This is a genomic window from Thermobifida sp. (assembly GCF_017577275.1).
GTDB lineage: Bacteria > Actinomycetota > Actinomycetes > Streptosporangiales > Streptosporangiaceae > Thermobifida > Thermobifida fusca.
In genome coordinates this window covers 186,919-205,274 of record NZ_PITY01000020.1, presented here as the reverse complement: position 1 = coordinate 205,274, position 18,356 = coordinate 186,919, and the positions used below count along the sequence as shown (strand labels likewise).

At 62.6% G+C, this 18,356-nt stretch carries 8 protein-coding genes; 6 read left to right on the top strand and 2 right to left on the bottom strand.

Going from position 1 to position 18,356, the window contains the following annotated elements:
- The first annotated feature begins 605 nt into the window (after nucleotides 1-605).
- The 6 genes from CW348_RS05990 (at nucleotide 606) to CW348_RS05965 (ending at nucleotide 11,060) form a co-directional block, all read left to right on the top strand.
- Complete coding sequence (locus CW348_RS05990; RefSeq protein ID WP_234351641.1) at nucleotides 606-1,550, top strand: ABC-three component system protein; 945 nt, start codon at nucleotides 606-608, stop codon at nucleotides 1,548-1,550.
- A complete protein-coding gene (locus CW348_RS05985) occupies nucleotides 1,547-1,807 on the top strand; it encodes an ABC-three component system middle component 6 (protein WP_011291164.1) in 261 nt (86 codons plus the stop codon). The genes CW348_RS05990 and CW348_RS05985 overlap by 4 nt, the downstream gene beginning before the upstream one ends.
- Nucleotides 1,797-3,533, top strand: a complete 1,737-nt coding sequence (locus CW348_RS05980) for an ABC-three component system protein (protein WP_011291165.1) — start codon at nucleotides 1,797-1,799, stop codon at nucleotides 3,531-3,533. The genes CW348_RS05985 and CW348_RS05980 overlap by 11 nt, the downstream gene beginning before the upstream one ends.
- Before the next feature lie 604 nt (nucleotides 3,534-4,137).
- The gene (locus CW348_RS05975; protein ID WP_061783640.1) at nucleotides 4,138-8,610 is read left to right on the top strand and encodes an AAA domain-containing protein; all 4,473 of its coding nucleotides are present in this window, start codon (nucleotides 4,138-4,140) and stop codon (nucleotides 8,608-8,610) included.
- A 973-nt stretch (nucleotides 8,611-9,583) separates the two neighbouring features.
- Nucleotides 9,584-10,177: a DUF6879 family protein gene (locus CW348_RS05970; protein ID WP_011291169.1), complete on the top strand. Its 594-nt coding sequence runs from the start codon at nucleotides 9,584-9,586 to the stop codon at nucleotides 10,175-10,177.
- A gap of 481 nt (nucleotides 10,178-10,658) precedes the next feature.
- On the top strand, nucleotides 10,659-11,060 hold the full coding sequence (locus CW348_RS05965) for an excalibur calcium-binding domain-containing protein (RefSeq protein WP_227481002.1): 402 nt from the start codon (nucleotides 10,659-10,661) through the stop codon (nucleotides 11,058-11,060).
- 110 nt (nucleotides 11,061-11,170) lie between these two features.
- On the opposite strand, the gene CW348_RS05960 is transcribed toward CW348_RS05965, so the two are convergent.
- A complete protein-coding gene (locus tag CW348_RS05960; protein ID WP_258076831.1) occupies nucleotides 11,171-15,127 on the bottom strand; it encodes an Eco57I restriction-modification methylase domain-containing protein in 3,957 nt (1,318 codons plus the stop codon).
- Nucleotides 15,128-15,132: 5 nt separating this feature from the next.
- Complete coding sequence (locus CW348_RS05955; RefSeq protein WP_104612537.1) at nucleotides 15,133-17,982, bottom strand: helicase-related protein; 2,850 nt, start codon at nucleotides 17,980-17,982, stop codon at nucleotides 15,133-15,135.
- Nucleotides 17,983-18,356: the final 374 nt, after the last annotated feature.

Below are 18,356 nucleotides of genomic sequence, written 5' to 3'. Positions count from 1 at the left end.
CTCATATGCAACAGGCCAGTTAAAGAAATGTGCATCAGAGTGGATAGAACTCTCTGTAACCTGTTGTCAAAAATCATTTGGATGTTCGGAGCGGGCTACTCCGCTGATCCATGATGCTTGAGAGCACGTGGCAGACTGGAGACCGTATTTTTGAAGAAGGACATCCTGGACTTGCAGGATCATTAGAGTGCAAGATTTATTCGAAAGTTCTGGGTCGCGAGGTGGCTTTCCAGTTCTTGTGCTCTGATTCAAATATCTGGAACTAGGCCTCTCTCCTGGCGTCATGAGCCGGGGCTCGGAATTAACGAGAGCGAGAACCTTGTTCGCTCTCCTTGTTCCCGAAGGAAAGCACATGACAAACGCCAGGAAGACTTCTGTGCTCCAGAACTTCCCCTTAATTGGTCAATTGTGAGAACCATTCCTCGGGTAACCATCAATAGTAATCATTGGATTGATTCTAGATGAAGGGAGATGGGCCAGTGTACTGGCTTGCCAGGGTGCCCTGCTTCTCCTAAATGCCAAATAGGGCAAACCTATGGCAGCGGTCATAGTGCGCTTGGTAAAAAGGAGCGACAAACTCAGCCAGGCAGAAGTAGAGGACAGCGGTGGAGTCTTGGCAACGGTTTCTCGTGAGACCGATGGTGCGAGCAAAACTCAGCGAACTGCACGGCCAAGAGTTCGAGTCCTTTTTCCATGACTTGATGCAGCTTCGCTATCCCGACTTCGTGCCGGTTCGTACCCAGGGCCGTCTGGGAGACCGCAGCGCAGACGGGCTCACCATCAACGATCGGAAGCTCTACGCGTGCTACGCGCCGGAGACCTACAACGCGTCCGAGATCAGCAGGAAGTTCACCAAGGACCTCACCGGTGCTTTAGAGAAGCGCAGGGACGAGTTCGACACTTTCGTTTTCGTCCACAATGACCTCCGCGGCGTCGGGCCGGTGATCAGCTCAGAGATCAGCAAAGCCCGGAAGGACCACCCTTACCTCAAGTTCGAAGTGTTTGGAGCATGCCGTTTCATCCAGGAGGTCTGCAAACTCGACGTTTCGGACGTAGAGGACTTGCTTGGGCAGAGCCTTCCGGCGAAAGAGGTAGTCGTCGGCGTCGAGATGGAAGACCTCGCCCCGCTTCTCGCTGAACTAGGAAAACGGCGGATACAAGCAAGGCCGTCAGATGTGATCCTTCCCCCGCCGCGCAACAAGCTCGAATACAACGGATTCTCTCCGGACCTGCGGGACGAATTGATAAGCCGGATGAAGTACGTCCCCCTCGTCGAGGCCTACTACCAGCAACGGAACGACCCGTTTGAACGAGACAACACCGCTGCCGCCTTCCACGCCGAGTACCAGCGGATAAGCCAGGAATACTCGGATCCCGACGAGATCCTCTACCAGATGCAACAGTATGTTCTCGGCAATAAAGCTCCGACAAGAGAGGGGTACGTCAACGCACAGGTCATCTTGATGTACTTCTTCGGAGAGTGTGAGATCTTCGAAATCCCGCCGGAGGACTGGCAGCCGTCGAACGAGTACGCGGAGGTAGCAGGGTGATCACCCCGACAAAGGGCATCGCACCACAACGCGCTCTGCTTGCAGTCGGCGCGCAGATCCTGCTAGCCACGGAACACCAGCCCGTCACCGTCACCCAGGCGTGGCGGCGGCTCAAGAAGTGGCGAGCCGAGAACCGGCACACCTCCCCCATTCCCTTCTGGTGGTTCGTCCTGGCCCTCGACGTCCTCTACGCGTTGGGAGTGGTCGAACTCCGCAACGACATCCTTGTGTTCCGGGAGCGCCCCCATGCTGCGTGAACTCGGATCGGACGATCCCCGCTTCCGTACAGTCCGCTTCCGACCAGGGCTCAACCTGATCGTCGCGGATCGGACAGCAACCTCCACCCCTGACCAGAGCCGCAACGCCGTCGGCAAGACGAGCGTGGTGGAACTGCTGCACTTCCTGCTGGGGGCAGACAAAACCGGGATCAAGCTGATGGACGACAAAACCATCAGCCAAGCAACCTTCCGGCTCGACATGGACTGGCCGGGACAGGAAGACCCGATCCGAATCAGGCGGAGCGGCCGCAGCCCGAACGAGATCCTGCTGAACCCGGACATCACACAGGAGTCACACACCCTCTTCGAGGACGAAAAGCCCGTCACACTCAAAGAGTGGCGTGCTGCCATTGAACGAGACCTGTTCGGCATACGTCCCGAGGACAAAGGACTCAGCGGACGCATCCTGCTCAACCTCTACATGCGCCGTGAGGAGAAAGGCGGGTTCAAAGACGCCCTCAAACCTGCAGAGCGGACCTCCGCTCACCTGGTCACCACTAACCTGTCCTACTTGCTCGGCATGGACTGGAGGTTGGCCCGGCGTTACGTTGACCTTTCCGAGCGGGAGGCAACCAGAAGGAAACTCGTCGCTGCGCAGAAAGACCCTGTATGGGGCAAGATTGTCGGTTCGTCAGCGGAGCTGCGAGGACAGATTCGTACAGTCCAGCAGCGGGTCAACGAGCTGGAACAGCAGATCAACGAATTCAAGGTGGTTCCCGAATACGAAGAAATCCAACGGGAAGCCGACGAGGTCAACAGACGCATCCGCAAGCTCCGCAACGAGGAAGCCGTCCACCGCCGCAACCTGGAAGAACTGGAACAGGCCGTCACCGATGTCTACGAACCTGATGATCGCTACCTGGAGAGGGCCTACGCCGAACTCAACGTCATCCTCGGTGACCAGGTACGGGCACGCTTCGACCAGGTTAGGGAATTCCACCAAGCGGTAGTGCGTAACCGTCGGCACTACCTGCAAGAGGAGATCACCCAGCTCCGGGAGCGAATCAGGGCTAGTGAACAGGAGCGCGAAGAATTAGGTCGGCGACAGGCTGAACTCATGAGAATCCTGAACGAGGGCGGTGCTCTGGACACGCTCACCGTTTTGCAGAACGCTCTCGGCCAGGAACGCGCACGTCTTGAAGCGCTGCAACACCGGCTCGCCGCGGCGCAGGCCCTCGAGCAGAGCAAACGAGAGATCGACCGAGAAAAAGACCGGCTCGAAGAGGAGATGCAGATTGACATCGAAGAACGAGCCGAGGTCGAACAGCAGGCCCACGCCCTGTTCAGCTCATTCGTCCAAGAGCTCTACGGGAACGACCGCACGCCCTATCTCGCTTTCAAAGCACGCAAGAGCTCGCTGGACATCATCCTCCAGCTCGACAGTGACAGCAGCAGCGGCATCTCCAACATGAAGACCTTCTGCTTCGACCTGACCTGTGCGATCATCGCGCACCGAGAAGGACGCGGCCCAGACTTCTTGGTCCACGACAGTAAGCTCTACGACGGAGTCGATGAACGCCAGGTGTACCGGGCGTTGACGCTAGCCGCACGACTCATGGAAGACGAAGGCATGCAGTACGTCGTCACCATCAACTCCGACGACCTTGCCAAGGCCGAGAACCTCGGATTTGATCCGGATCCCTACGTCATCAAACCTCGCCTCAATGACACGCCCAGCGGTGGCCTCTTCGGTTTCCGGTTCTAGGGGATCTCCAAGCGGTCGCGGACCTACGACGGAGATCGATACCGCGGTGCATACGGCTGCTCTCTGCCGGGCGGGGCGATCGGACCGGACTCACCTCTGCTATCCGGGGAGCTGGTGTGCGTATCCATGCACGCCCTGCCTTTTGACCACGGACAACCGGTGATCTTCACCCGGGGGTTCCTGGCCAACCAGCGGGTCCGCGACTACAGCAAACTTCCCGAAGTGTTGTGGCATCATCGTGGCCAGCATTCCTGCGGTCCGATGAACGCCGCCGAGTTCATCCTCGTGGGTCAAACCCCCTCAGCGAGCAAAGCGCAATTCCTGCAGCTCCGGGCTCAAACAGGCAGAGTGGTTGATTCCCTGGGTTGGCACTCGGCGAGTGCCGCAGCACAGAAAAACGGGTCGTTGATCTACCGTGCTGTTCTTCCCTGCCGGGGCGGGAGAGCGGCTTCCCGATGCTGTAGCCGATACGACACGCACCGAGTCCGAAAAAGTCCCCAAAAGTGATGATTTGTCACCGTTTCTGCTTATTTGGGGCGGTGTCTCGTTACTCTCACCCGACGGAACACACCACGAAACAAACGTGACAGGGTGAGGAGTCTGCATGGGCGCGGAGACTGCGCGACAGGACACCGAAATCGCACGCCGCATCTTCCGTTTCCTCGCGGAAGCAGAACAGACACGGCTCCGTCCGATCAGGACGCTCAGCTCCGCCCATCGAAAACTCTGGTTCAGCGAACTTCCCACAGGCAGCGACTACGTGGCCTCTGGCCTGCTCGACCCAGACCAGAAGGCGTGGCTCCGCATCAAGAGGATCCACCAGCAAGAACCACCAGCAGTCCCTGAGGTGCTCGAACCCTGGATCACCCTCAGTGACCTGTACTGCTACCAGAACACCGAACCGCCGAAACTGCGGGAACGGATCACCGACATCGACCTCGTCGACGACATCGACGACATCGACCTCGAAGCGCCTCGAGAAATCTTCCTTGACGACCACGAGGACCGCGACCAGATCCGGAAAGCCTACGCCTCGTGGAGCGCCCAGTGGATGAAATGGGCGGAACGTGAACGCGAAACCGCGGAAGCCGTCCGGCACTACGAGACTCTCTACCGCATGCGCGAGGAGATGGAAGACCTCGGAGAGTCGTACGAACTCGTGCTCGGCTTCGGCTACCTGACCTGGAAGTCCGACGGGAAACCAGTCGGCCGCCACCTGGTGACCCGGAAAATGGTCATCACCCTCGACGACACCGGCGCCCTCACCCTCGCACCCGACCCGGAAACCCCCGGACTCGTCCTCGAAGAAGACATGCTCGACCCCGACCAGCGGGTCAGCGAAGAAGTCCGGGAAAGCATCACCGCAGAACTCGACCAGGGCGCCGCCTACGAAGGGGTGGAAGGCCTCGAACACCTCCACACCGCCCTCCAAAAATGGAGCATCGAAGCGGCAGCGGACGCCCACTACAGCGACAGCCTCACCCGCCACGCCGACCAAGGCACCGAAGCTCCGCGCATCAGCTTCGCACCCGCCCTCATCCTGCGGGAACGCCCCCGGGACAACCAGCTCAAAGCCCTGCGGGAAATCACCAAGCGCCTAGAAACGTGCGAAGACCTCACCCCGCTGCTGCGGTTCCTCACCGGAGCTGACGACGACCGCAGCAGCCACTCCCTCGCAGACGTCGACGACGAAGACAAGCGCGCTACCCCGGCCCGCGAACCCTACTTCGCGCTTCCCTCCAACCAGGAGCAGCGCTCCATCGCGGAACGACTCGACCAGAGCCACCTCGTCGTCGTCCAAGGACCGCCCGGCACCGGGAAGACCCACACCATCGCCAACCTGGTCACTGACCTGCTCGCCCAGGGAAAGAAAGTGCTGATCACCAGCCACACCGCCCGGGCCCTGCGCGTCCTCAAAGAAAAACTCCCCGAAGAAATCCAAGCCCTGTGCGTGAGCAGGACCGGTGACGGGGTCGAAGCCCAGGAAGAACTCGAAAAATCCGTTCGCGCCATCCTGGAGCGGCGCTCCGACTTCTCCCCGAAACAGTCGAAGAAAGAAATCCGCCGCCTCGAAGAACACTTGGACAAGACACGCCGCGAACGGGCAGAAGTACTGCGGCGGCTCCGCGAAATCCGGGAACAAGAGACCTACCACTTCTCCCCGGAAATCGGCGACTACCAGGGCTCACTCCAAGACATCGCGGAGCGTCTCGCCGCAGAAGAACCCCGATACCGGTGGATCGGCACCGTCAGCCAACCGCAGCCCGCCCTGACCGCCGCCGACGCCCTCGCCCTGCTGCGCGCCGCCCGCAACTACACCCCCGAACAGCGGAAGCGGGCTGCTGACGTGCCTGCAGCCGACCAGCTTCCCACCCCCACCGAATTCCGCGACGCCGTCCACAAGATCACCGAAGCGGAGAAGGCCGCTCAGGCTGCCGAAGGCCTGTGGGAAGGCGAAGCCGACGCCGCCATCCGCAGCCTGTCCCCGGAACGCTGCGCGGACATTACTGCGGCAGTGGAAGCCTTCGTAGCATCCCGCGACATCACGGCACGGCTCAGCGACCGCTGGCAGCAGGCCAGAAACGACGTGCTTGCCGGTCGGGACCGCAGAATCCGGGAACAGCACGCGCAGATCGAACAAGCGATTGCAGCCGCGGAACAGAAAACCGCGGAAGTCGGCGACGCACGCATCACCGGCCTCGACACCTTCCCCCTCGACAAAGCCGCAGAATATGCGGTCCGCCTCCACGACGGGCTCGCCGCAGGCGAGCAATTGCGCGGCCTGTTCGGCATGCGCACCCGGCTCGGCAAAGAAGTCCGGGAATTCGTGGAAACCGTGCGCGTCGACGGCAAAGAACCCACCACCGCTGACACAGCGGCCCTCGTCCGCGCCCGCGTCGAAGCCGAACAACTCCTGGCGGAAACCGAAGAAGAATGGTTGCCCCAGCAGGCGGCCGGCAACGCGTGGAAGAACCCCCGCTCCCGGATCGCGGCCCTCCGCGACGACCTCGACGGGCTCGCCCAGCTCGTGCACCTGGCAGACACCCGCGCACGCGTCGCCACCGAGACCGCGACCGTTCCCGGACTCGCTGTGCTCGACTGGGCTGATCCCACCGCAGTCGACACTGTGCGCCTGCTGCTCACCGCAGCCACCGCGGAACACGCCGCCAGCCCTGCCCGCCAGCTCGTCGACCGCGCCCTCACGGAAATCCAGCACTGGGAAGAACGCGGAGTGGTGTCCGACGACCTCCGGCAGGCCCAGCTCGCCTTGGAAAAACTCGACCCGGACGCCTACGAACACGCCTGCGCGTCCCTCGCCGAGACCCGCGCTGCGGCACAAGCCCGCCAGGCCTACCAGGATGCGTACGCGACCGTTGACGAAGCCCACCCCACGCTGGCACGGGCCATCGCCGAAACCTACGACGACACCGTCTGGGACGAACGGCTCCCCGAACTAGAGAAAGCGTGGGCGTGGTCGGCGTGGAACACACGGCTCGCTGAACTCACCGACCCGGAAGCGGAAGACCGCTGCCGCGCCAAACTCAGCGAAGCCGACAGCGAGATCCGCACCACCATGCGGAGGCTCGCCGCTGCTCTCGCCTGGGACTCGTGCCTGCGGCGCCTCACCCAAGGCCAAGAAGTCGCGCTCCGCTCCTACCAGCAGAGCGTCCGCAAAATCGGCAAAGGAACCGGGAAATACGCTCCCCGCTACCAGCGGCAAGCCCAAGAAAGCCTCCGCGAATGCCGCCCCGCTGTCCCGGCCTGGATCATGCCCATGTACCAGGTCGTCGCCACCATCCCCATGGACACGCCCCGCATCTTCGATGTGGTGATCATCGACGAGGCGAGCCAGTCCGGGCCGGAGGCGATGCTGCTCGCCTGGATCGCCGACCGGATCGTCGTCGTCGGTGACGACAAGCAGGTCAGCCCGGCCAATGTGGGACTCGACCGGGAACAGTTGTTCCGGCTGCAGGAACGGCTGCTCGCCGACTTGTCGCCCTCGCGGCGCAACCTGTTCTCCCCCGACCGGAGCTTCTTCGACATCACCTCCGGGCTTGCGGGCGGCCCCGGGCAGCTCATGCTCAAAGAGCACTTCCGCTGCATGCCCGAAATCATCGGCTTCTCCAACGAACTGTGCTACCAGGGCCAGTTGCAGCCGCTGCGGCAATACGGCGCGGACCGTCTCCCCCCGCTCAAAACCGTCTACGTGCCGGGCGTCGTGGAAGGAAGCGGGCAGCGCCAGATCAACCGGCTCGAAGCGGAACGCCTCGTGGGGCAGATCATCGCCTGCTGCAACGACCCCGCCTACGAGGGGCGCAGCATGGGCGTCATCACCCTGCTCGGTCACGCCCAGCAGACCCTGATCGAAGACCTGCTCGCCGAACGGCTCCCCTTCGACGAACGCAGTGAACGGCGTATCCGCGTCGGCAGCCCGGCCGCGTTCCAAGGCGACGAACGAGACGTGATCTTCATCAGCATGGTCGTCAGCCGGGAAGGCACCGACGGGCCGCGCCGCCTGAGCCACTTCAGCGCGGAAGGGAACAAGCAGGCCATTAACGTCGCGGCGTCGCGGGCCCGAGACCAAGTGTGGGTGTTCCACAGTGTTTCCATCTCCGACCTGGGACAGAACGACCTGCGCCGCGCCTACCTGGAATACCTGAACCGTCCGCTCCACCTGCACGACGGCACCGGGATCGGGGACGTGTCCCCCGACGTCCGCCAAGAACCGTTCGACAGCCTCTTCGAACAGCGCGTGTTCCTCGCCCTGCGCGACCGGGGCTACCGCGTTTACCCCCAATACCAGGTCGGCCGCTACCGCATCGACTTGGTCGTTGAAGGCGGCAGCCGCCGCCTCGCGGTGGAATGCGACGGGGACGCCTACCACAACGAAGAAAACGCGGCTGAAGACGCCGCCCGGCAGCGGGAACTCGAAAGAGTCGGCTGGACTTTCGTGCGGATCCGCGGCAGCCGGTTCTTCCGCGACCCTGAAGCCGCGCTGCAACCCCTGTGGCAGCGGTTGGCGGAACTGGACATCCGGCCCATGACCCTGCCCGCGGAGACAGGCAGCGGAATGTAGCGGCCAGCGATTCTCGAAGCGGAATGTTGGTGGGGGTCGTGGCAGCCGAACACTGCCCGATCCCCACCAAAGATCGTTTTCTGTGTGAAGGTTTTGGGCCGGCTGCTCATGCCAAGAGTGGCACCTAGGCTGCGTTCCGCGTTGATGCAGAAGTCGCTTCTGAGGAATTGAGCCCTCTAGGGCGGGGATAGGGGGCACAAGGTTGGCCCGGGATGTGCACCGGAGATCAATCCCCTTCCGAGAGGTTGTTGCTGCGGTTCCTGGAAGAAGAGCAGAAGAACACTTCTAGGAAAGAACAGATCAGATGCACCGCTGAAAGTTGACCACAGCAATCAGCACCCGCTGCCCAGGTCCCCTTGCCTAAGAGAGAGGACGAGAAATGGGAAAAGTCTGGCAGCAGCCTCTGTGGTCCTACTACCGCTGTCGTGGTCGCAGAATGGTGGCAAGCGGCGCAAGAGCATACTCCGAAGCGTAGTGGTGAGACCTCATAAAGGCGGCTACCTGCGGCGACGTCTCGGTTTGGTCTTGGTGGAGAGGACCAGAGCCCTCCACTCTCCAGGTCTTAATCCTGGTCGACAATGCACTTTCGAGTAAAGATCAGGAATTGGGGTTGAAGATGTAATGATGTATGAAAAGAGGATAGATGAAACTATCGAATTAGATATCTCTTTATATGGAATCTCCTATACTTTGAGTATTTGAAACCGTTGGTTGTGTGATAGGTGGTGATCAAGTGAAGGAAGTTCGGAGGTTGGGGAAACCCCCGAAAGAACTCGGCAACACCATTGGTGTGAGCGGTTCGCCAGATATCTTGGAGCTTGACGACGGGAGCTTTGCGGTTATCGGTGTGGATGTGACCGAGGAGCTCGGCGAAATACCGCTGCCTGACGCCAGGTGTGCGTCAAATGAGCGTATTGTCCGCATACCGCGTAACACCCTACTAGCGGCACGGAACGATATCCCGGAGGAATAGGTGCACCCACCCGGTTGGGCAGTGGACCACGGAGAACGACTCGACCTCGACGCTTTCGCCGCAGCGTTCTCTCAAGCATGGACTCGGCTAGAGAAGAGATTCCTCAGGGTCGAGTGCTGGCAGTCCTACCGGGAAAACGTCAACAGCGCCTCCCAACACGCCTACGAGCGGGGCGAATACGAGCAAACTGTGCGGCTCTTGCGCGAAGAAGCCGAAGCCGATCGCGCGCTGTACGAAGATGTGCGCTCGCGGGGAATCGACTTCGCGCGTATCCGGGTAGTGCGAGAGCCGTGGACCGACTATCTCCGCTACGAGCTCCTGGCCTACCAGATCCGCGCCGACATGGGGGAGACCATCGAAGTGGTCCAGGTTACGCGAGATACCCCGCTCCCCAGCAACGACTACTTCGATTTCCTGCTCTTCGACCGAACTATCGCCCTCGTCCACGACTACGGGTCGGGACCGGTTGGCGAGCAGACCGGTGGGTGGCTGGTCCGCGACGCCGAGCCCCTGCGCCGGTTGGAGGCCAAAGCCCTAGAGCTGCGCAGCAGAGCAGTATCTTTGCGTAGTTTCCTCGCAGAGGCGGGGTTTTGAGTAAGAACTGCAGATGCTATGAAGTTTTCAACGGGAAGTTCGGGTGAAGCGGGAATTTCCGCGAGCTGTCTCGTTGGGCGCCACTAGTCGTTCTCCGGACTGCTGCAGAACAAGCAATTTCCGATCTTCCCCGGCTGGTCATCAGCATCAAGGCAAAACAGTTGCCTGAAAGGGATCCCTCTCAGGTTAGCGCGATGCCCTGTTTTTCAGAAGACAAGAGAGAAGGCTTATAGCTCTGCGTTACCGATGTTCATTATCACTGATAGTCAGGATGAGGGATGGGGATGAGGATCTTTTCTTGATCTCGGCGGAAAAGAACTGAGATCGTTACCTCCCCTGTCTAAAGTTCTCTTCGGTTTCCTTGGACTGGTATCCACTCTTTCTAAGGAATAGAAATATTCCAGGATAGAGAGGTCCATTTGTGTTGGGCGAGTTTCAAGGAATTCTTTGAAATATGACTTTGCAAGACAGGGGTTCTTCGGTGAATGAAAAGGTTGGATGTGCCGCTGCAGGATTAGTCTTCTTAGTCATCGTCGCTAGCTGCTTCCCATCGAAGGAAGACGAGGGGGAGCCCCGGGCGGAACCCACGCCTACCGTCACCGTTACCGCAACCGAAACCGTCGAGGTGGAGGCCACCGAGACCGTGGAGGTAGAAGTCACCGTAACCGCCACGGAGACAGTCCAGGAAACGGTCTCTTCAGGGTCAGGCTCCACCAACCGGGAACCTGCTCCGCCTGCGCCGCAGCCCGCACCAGCCGCCGAATACTACGAGAACTGCGCCGCTGCACGGGCCGCTGGAGCTACACCGATCTATGAAGGCCAGCCGGGCTATGGCCGCCACTTGGACCGCGACGGCGACGGTGTGGGATGCGAGTGGGGCTAACCCTCAGATAACTCCGAGAGCGCCGCGGCAATCCGTTCCCCGCGATCCCTGCCATGCTGCGGCGCTCCCACAACGATTCCACTGCGACAGCCAGGAGAGAGGCTGCCGGATCACGTGCAGTGGCGGGATCCTTTGCCCGGCGGCGGGTCGAGAACCGTCTGATAAGGATCATCGGCCTCGATGGCCTTCGCCATCGCGTCGTAAACCTCGAGGATCGTGTCCTTCGTGCGGTAAAAACCGTGCTGCTTGAGGTCCTTCCGCTTCACAAGAGGGAACATTTCCATGATGTAGGAAACGTCGTCGCGCGCGATCCCGTACAGGTGGAAGAAAGCGGCGTCGATCTCGCAGCGGAGGAGAAACCTGCGTTCCTCGTCCCAAACGAAAGGCGCTCCGAAGTCCCCGAGGTCACGCGCGAACAACTCCATGTCCCAGGTGGTGTAGCTGAGCTCCAGGACACGGGGGGTCAACCATTCATGCACGGTGAACCCGAAATCCCACGCTGCTTTCCTGCTGAAATCCTCCGGACTGATGACGGGGAGCTGTTCAAACTGGAAGAAGTTGAGGTTTGTTCCCCCGAGCTTCTGGCGCAGCGTGTAGTCGAGAATAAATGAAGTGATGTTCGCGTAGAGCGAAGACTTCTCTTCCTTGTCGGTGAGGAGGATGTTTCCTGAATCTGCCAGGGCACGCAGCGGAAAAGCGAAAGAAACCAGCGTCCGCTCGTTGGTCACGTTGGAGATCTTTCGGAAGCCGATCAGCCAGCCGTTCTCCCGCCCTACCCGCTTCTCGACTTCCTGCCGGGGAACCCAGTACCGGGGAAGAGCGAACCCGTGGGGGTTGTTCTTCTCCTCCAGCGGGATGTCCCGGGCCGATCTGCCGGTTTTTCCGTACGTCGCCCACCTGTGGTCGTAGTGGTGCAGCATTTTCGCCTCGTACAAGGGGAGCATCTGCTCCTCCCCGCGGACGAAAATGTTGCCTTCCAGCCGCCAGCCGTCAGAAGCGAGCTCCGCATAGCTTCGGAAAAGCTGGGCGTCGTTCGACATGTCGAACATTCTCGTGAACGACACACCCCACGGATTCTCCGCTTCTTCGCCGTGGGTGACGAGGACAGGAGCCCTGTCGTAGATCTGCAGTGTGATCTCCGCGTCACGGCGGGAACGGAACACGGGGCAGGTCCCGGTGTTCGGGTTGAGTTTCAGGATCTCCTTCGTGCTCAACGTGAACACTTTGTCCGGCTCGTTCAGTTCAGCAGCGCTGTGCAGGAAGAAAGCGAACCTTGCGTGCTCGACAGTGTCCGCGTGGCCGGTCAACGTCACCAAAGAGAACTTGAGGCGGCTGTCAACGTCAGGAAACAGCCTTCTCCGGTTCTCGAAATCGAACACAGAGGCCAGCACCTGGCGTCCCACGACATCTTTGAAGAAATGCTGAGTCGTGGCGTCAGTGATGATGCCCGTCGGAACAATGACACCGAGCCTGCCGTGAGGATGCAGCAGGTCCTTCCCCTGCTCGGTGAACACGGAATACGTGTTGACGTCGCCGCGCCCGTTCAGCGGATACTTCCCTGACTCACGCAGGAAGAGGCTGAGCCCTTCCGACGTGTGCTTAGCCTCCTGGAACTCGCGCAGCAAGTGCGCGCCTTCTTCGCTCCCCGCCAACTCGCTGATCAGCGCCTTGCGTTGAGCTTTGTTCGCCGCTCCAGCGACTTCTGAATGCCGGGATTCGAAAAACTCCCTCTCTTGGAGCTTCACCCGCTCCCACGGCGGATTGCCGAGCACACACGTGAACCCGCCCCGCCAACCGGTCACCGGGTTGAAGTCCTCCGCTGGATCCCCGTCGCACCCGCGAAAAACCTCGGGAAACTCCACATGCCAATGGAAGAACCGGTACTTCCGGGCCAGCCGGTCGATCATCTCCTGCTGGTCTGGCGGCAGAGCCTGCCCCTGGCTGATGCGGAGAAGAGTGGCCGTCGTCACCCCGTCGGGAGCGCCGGGACGTTGCGGCCACACAAACGCGGCACACCACGCGTCAGCGGCACGCTTGCACCGCTGCTTGTCTAGGGGCGCGTCAAAAACCCGCACCTCCTGGGCTTGCCCGCGAACCTCTCTTCCCCTCTCCCGGTGGAGGGCCCGCACCTCCCGCCGGTTCCGGGCTCGCAGCCCCGCCGCGACCTTCCGGTCGTCACCTTTCAACGCTGTGAAAGCCCCGTCCGGGATCCCGGCCTCGAGCAGTCTCGGCGTGGCTCCGAACAGTGCGTTGCCCACTTTGATGTGGTCGTCGAGGAACGCCAGCGGCTTCTCCGGCTCCACAGACGCAAGCCACAGCGACACTTTGGTCAGCTCCACAGCCAGCGGGTTGAGGTCCACCCCGTAGATGCAGTGGCGCACCACCTTCGGCATCGCCCGGCTAATAGCGTCCGGAGTAGGCTCCTCGTCCCCGGCTTCCAAGACCGCGTAGGTGCGGGCGATACGACGGGCCGCAGCAACCAGGAAATGCCCGGAGCCGCACGCCGGATCGCACACCGTGATCTTCAACAGGTCGTCTGGGACCCCACGCTTGGCGTGCTCCTCGATAACCGGGTCGAGTGTGCTGTCCAACAGCGTCTCCACCAGAGAAGACGGTGTGTAATAGGAGCCGGTCGTCTTCCGGTCGTTCCCGGCAGCGCTCCGCAACTCGAAAACCCGGACAGCAGGGTCGGTGTAGGGCACCAAGTTCAGCAGCGACTCGTACACCAAACCCAACTCTTCGGCGTCAAGATGCTGGTAGTCGACCTGCTGCCAGCACCCGCCCTCGTCTTCGACCCGGGTGAGGTGACGCACCGCGGCCAGCAGACGCCGGTTGGACAAAGTGACGTCCCGGCCCCGCAACAGCCCCGGGTGCGAGCCGTCCCCTTCCACCGCGTTGGCCGGGACAAACAAGCCTCCTAAGGCAGGGAGCGCCAGCTCCGGGCAGCCCTCATCCGAGCCGAGCGCGTTGAGCACGATCAGCAGTGTCCGCCACAGGTCGTCGTGGCGGTCGCCTACCCGCTGCACAGCGATACGGCGCAGCCGCTGCGTAGAAAAATAGGTGCGGTACCGGTCCTGGGCAGCCTGGTCCGCATCCGGGGCGAGCAGCGCACCCTTGTCTTCGGCCACAAACAAGAACAGCAACTGGTAGGCCAGCCGGAGCAGCTCGTCACGGAATTCCCGGCGGGACACGTCCCCGCGGCGCAGCTTCTCCCTCAGCTCCGCGTTGCCTTCCAGAAACCCCGTGCCCAGTTCCTCCAGCGCCGCTTTCAACCCGTCGCGGAGCTTCGCGCGGAACCGGATTCCCGCACGGTCGCCCTCAACCCGCCAGCGTTCAATCCAACAGTTCGCCACGCTCGGCTGCTCCGCACTGTTCCCCGGCTTGTCGGAGGTCCGTGCCTCAAACCGGGAAGAATGGGCGAGCGCGAACAGCAGCACAAAGTCGGCGTACAGGGCGCCGTCGAACATCGACTCCAAGTCGAACTCGATGAACGCGGCCTCTGAGAGTGATGCGGCGTCACGCAGCAGGCGGAGCTTCTGCCCGTTGCTGAGCATCCCCCACACATGCTCGTCGCTCGAGTTCAAGAAGTCCTGGAGCATCGACTGGGGGGCACGTTCCCCGTTGGACCGCCGGTCGAGGTCGCGCCCCCACGCCACAAGGTGGATAGGCACATTGCGCCCCAGATGGCTGACCGGAAACGTGCGCCCGGCCACCGTCAACCCTTCGCGCTGGGGGTGGAGCCGACCGAAACCGAGCGCATCGAACAGCGGCAGCAGCCAGCGTTCCCGAGTGAGCGCTGCCCGCGACTCGCCAGAGCTGGCCTGGGTGAGTTGTTGCTGGAACTCCCGGTAGACGCCGAGCAGCTCCTCCCAGTGGCGGCTCGCAAACTCGCCTAGCCGCCGCCCCGGGGCAAGGCCGTAGTCTTCGGAGCGAAGCCCTGGCAACTGCGGGTCGCCGGAACCGATCCGGCCTATGAGGGCAGCGGTGAGCAGCGAGCCCGCTACGCGCACCGACGAGTAGCCGCGCGGGGCGGCAAAAACCGTCGACGATGCAGGTGGAGAAGACACGGCGGTCACGGGGCGTCCCCCAGCGGAAGGTAGACGTACACGCCAACCACGTCGGCACGGCCATGGGGGACGAGTGCCAGTCCTTGGCCACGGGACCCAGCAGACGCGCGGATGCCGTAGTGGGCGTGGCGGAGCTGTTCGGCGCGCACCACCCCCCACTCGGCGAGGTCGCCGCGGATTTCGTCAAGCTCCGCAACGGCGCGCCGAGCGTGGCACTGCACTAGTTCCGGTGGCAGATCAGCGTCAGGGGGAGTGTCTACGAGTGCCGCAGTCTCAGCGTCGGTAAGCCACTCGCGTCCGTGGGCCCCCGCCCGGTAGCCGCGAATACGAGCTTCCTCCACCACCACAGTGCGCGGCCCGTCCACCCCAGGCAGGGTGAGCAGAAACCGGTAGCGCACCAGCAGCAGCACGGTGCGGACAGTTACGCGGCCGGTCCACGTCACCCCGCAGCGTTGCACGACAGGACGCGTTCCCGGATCCGGTTCGAACGCGGTCTCCACCACGTAGCGGGCTAACGCGCGCACCGCTGGATCAGTGCGCACCAGCACGTGCTCGTGCGGCCCGGCAGGCAGGTCACGCCGGAACACCAGATCCTGGTGGGCGGTGTCAGCGACCCCCAGGGCAGCGCGCACCCCCGGCGGCAGCGACTGAGGGGGCACGGTGAGCTTCCCGGCATCGGCGTGGACTGGCACTCCCAGCCTCGTGAACACGCGTGCCACAAAGGAAGCGATATCGCGGGGACGGCCCAGTTCGTCGTCGATGGCGGGGATGAGACGCTCCAGATGTTCCACCACATCCGGGACGTCCCCGGTGGAGGGCGCGAACGTTGCGCCCTGGTGCGGTGCAGGCTCCGACACCAGTTCCCTTTCGCGGTGCAGCACAGCGCTGGCCTCAGCAAGACCGGGGGTGCGGCCGAGCTGGGGGTGTGGACCGCACAGCAGGAGGCTTTCCGCGAGCGCCTGCAGCACCGATTCGCTGGACGTCGGCACCGGGACCGCACCCCCCGCCTGCGCCGTGATTGTGCGGTGCTTCCGGAGCAGCACGTCCCGCACAGGGCCGTCGATACCGTTGTCAGCCCCGTAAAGCGTGACGACGCGCACCCGTTTCGCCCGCTGCCCGAACCGGTCTACCCGGCCTTCCCGCTGCTCGTGCCGGACCGGATTCCACGCCATGTCGTAGTGGACGACCGCGGGGAAAAGCTCGTGCAGGTTGACACCCTCGGACAGGCAGTCCGTGGCCACCAGCACGCGTCGGCGGTCCGTTGCCGCGAGGTGTGCGACACGGTCCTCCCGCTCGCGTGGGGGAAGCTCACTGGTGACCGCCTCCACTGCGCAGTTCTTCGGCAACGCCTGCCGCAACTCTTCAGCGACATAGTGGGCGGTGGGAATGTACCGGCAGAACACGACCGGGTCGCAGCCGTCGGCGAGCAGACCTTTGACCGTGGCGATCAGCGCCCGCAGCTTAGCGTCGTGCTCCACGCCCTGGAGTTTCTCGGCCCGTTCCGCTAGCGCGCGCAGGCGTCTCCGGGTGCTCTCCGGCAAGGTGTCGGGGTCGACTGCCGCGCCGGGGACCGCGTCCCCGCCCTCTGTGGCGGCACTGTCTGCGTCATACACCGACTCGCGGGCGAGCGCGTCGACGTCAGCCGCACTGCGCGCCGCCGAGAATGTTGTCGACCGGGTGCGGAGCGCTGCGGCTGCGGCCGCCGGGGACGAAACCACCGACCGGAGCAGCGCCAACGCCGACCACCAGCGCACCCGCTGCTGCAGCTTGGTGCCGCTGGGGTCAGCAGCCGCTTCCCGCGCATACGCCAGCACTTCGGCGTTGAACTCAGCGTAGGCCGGGCTCCACTCGTACTTTTCGTCCCGGAACTCGCGTCCTTGCGGGAAAACTGTCTCCTGGTCGAGGAACCGCTGGATGTCGCGGCGGTGACGCCGCACACAATGACGGGCCAGGAGTGCCCGCCCTCGCCGGCTTCGACAATCCGCCTCGGCGAGTTCTGGGGTGAGCATGCCCAGCAGGTCGTGGAACGCGTTCTCCCTCCCGCTGTGCGGGGTGGCGGTAACCAGGATCAGATGGCGGTCCTGCTGTGCGGCCACGTTCCGTAGCAGTTCCTGACGCTGCTGGCGCAGCCTCGTGGGCGAAGCATTCACCCACGTGTGCGCCTCGTCCACGATCACCAGGTCAGGGCAGTGGGTGAGGAACTGGGCGCGGCGCTGCTCAGAGGTGATGAAGTCGGTGGAGACGATCGTGTACGGGTACGTCTTGAACACCGATTGGTCGACGCGCAGCGGACGTTCCAGGCAGCGCACAGTCGAGGGGAGAACCAGTTCGGCTTCGATACCGAACTTGTCCCGCAACTCTGCCTGCCACTGTTCGGCCAGCGCCGGGGGACACACCACCGCCATACGCCGTGCCTCCCCCCGCTCCACTAGTTCTTTAGCGATCAGCGCGGCCTCAACCGTTTTCCCGGTCCCGACATCGTCCGCGATGAGCAGCCGAACCGTCTCCATGCGCAACGCCAACAGCAGCGGCACGAACTGGTAGCGGCGCGGCTGCACGCGGATCGACCCTAAACACCGGAGCGGAAGCGCGGGGGACGTGCACCCCACCCGCATCGCGGTGCGCAGCAGAGACGCGGAAACATGGTCCCCGATCTGGGACAGTTCCGTGGACGGGGCGGGAAACTCTGCGGGCGTCACCTCGTCTCGGTACAGCAGCGTGGTGAAAGCCTCGTCCCCGTTGAGGGGACGGACCAGCACAAAGTCCTCCTCGGTAGAGGGCAGCACCACCCATTCCCGTCCGCGTCCTGCCACGAGAGAACCGGGTGCAAAAGCCGCGGCAGCGGCAGGACTCATGCAGCACCACCTCGCAGGGCAGCAGACACACCACACCTCGCAGGGACGGGAACACCACGCCAGCTTAGAAAAATCAGGGCAGCAAGGAGCCGTCCTTGCCCGGCGGGCGGATGGAGCTGGAGCGGAAGGAACGCTAGCCTTCAGCAGCACTATCCACGTGGGAAACAGCAGCCCTGTGGGAACCGAACACTTTCGGGCGGTTCACGGATCCGGTCTCGGAGTTTCTCCTCCTCTTCCTGTTTTCAGAGAGTCCACGGTGGTGGAACACGGATGCGGCTAAACGAACTCGTGCACCCGCGGTGATGGTGGATGAGTCCGCAGTGCACAGAGGAGGCGCCCACCGCCTCAAACCTTGGTGAACCAGGCCGGAAGCC

Excerpts from the sequence above, each read along its gene's own strand:
- CW348_RS05975 (WP_061783640.1), top strand. The coding sequence starts at position 4,138 with ATGGGCGCGGAGACTGCGCGACAGGACACCGAAATCGCACGCCGCATC.
- CW348_RS05980 (WP_011291165.1), top strand. The coding sequence starts at position 1,797 with ATGCTGCGTGAACTCGGATCGGACGATCCCCGCTTCCGTACAGTCCGC.
- CW348_RS05955 (WP_104612537.1), bottom strand. The coding sequence starts at position 17,982 with ATGAGTCCTGCCGCTGCCGCGGCTTTTGCACCCGGTTCTCTCGTGGCA.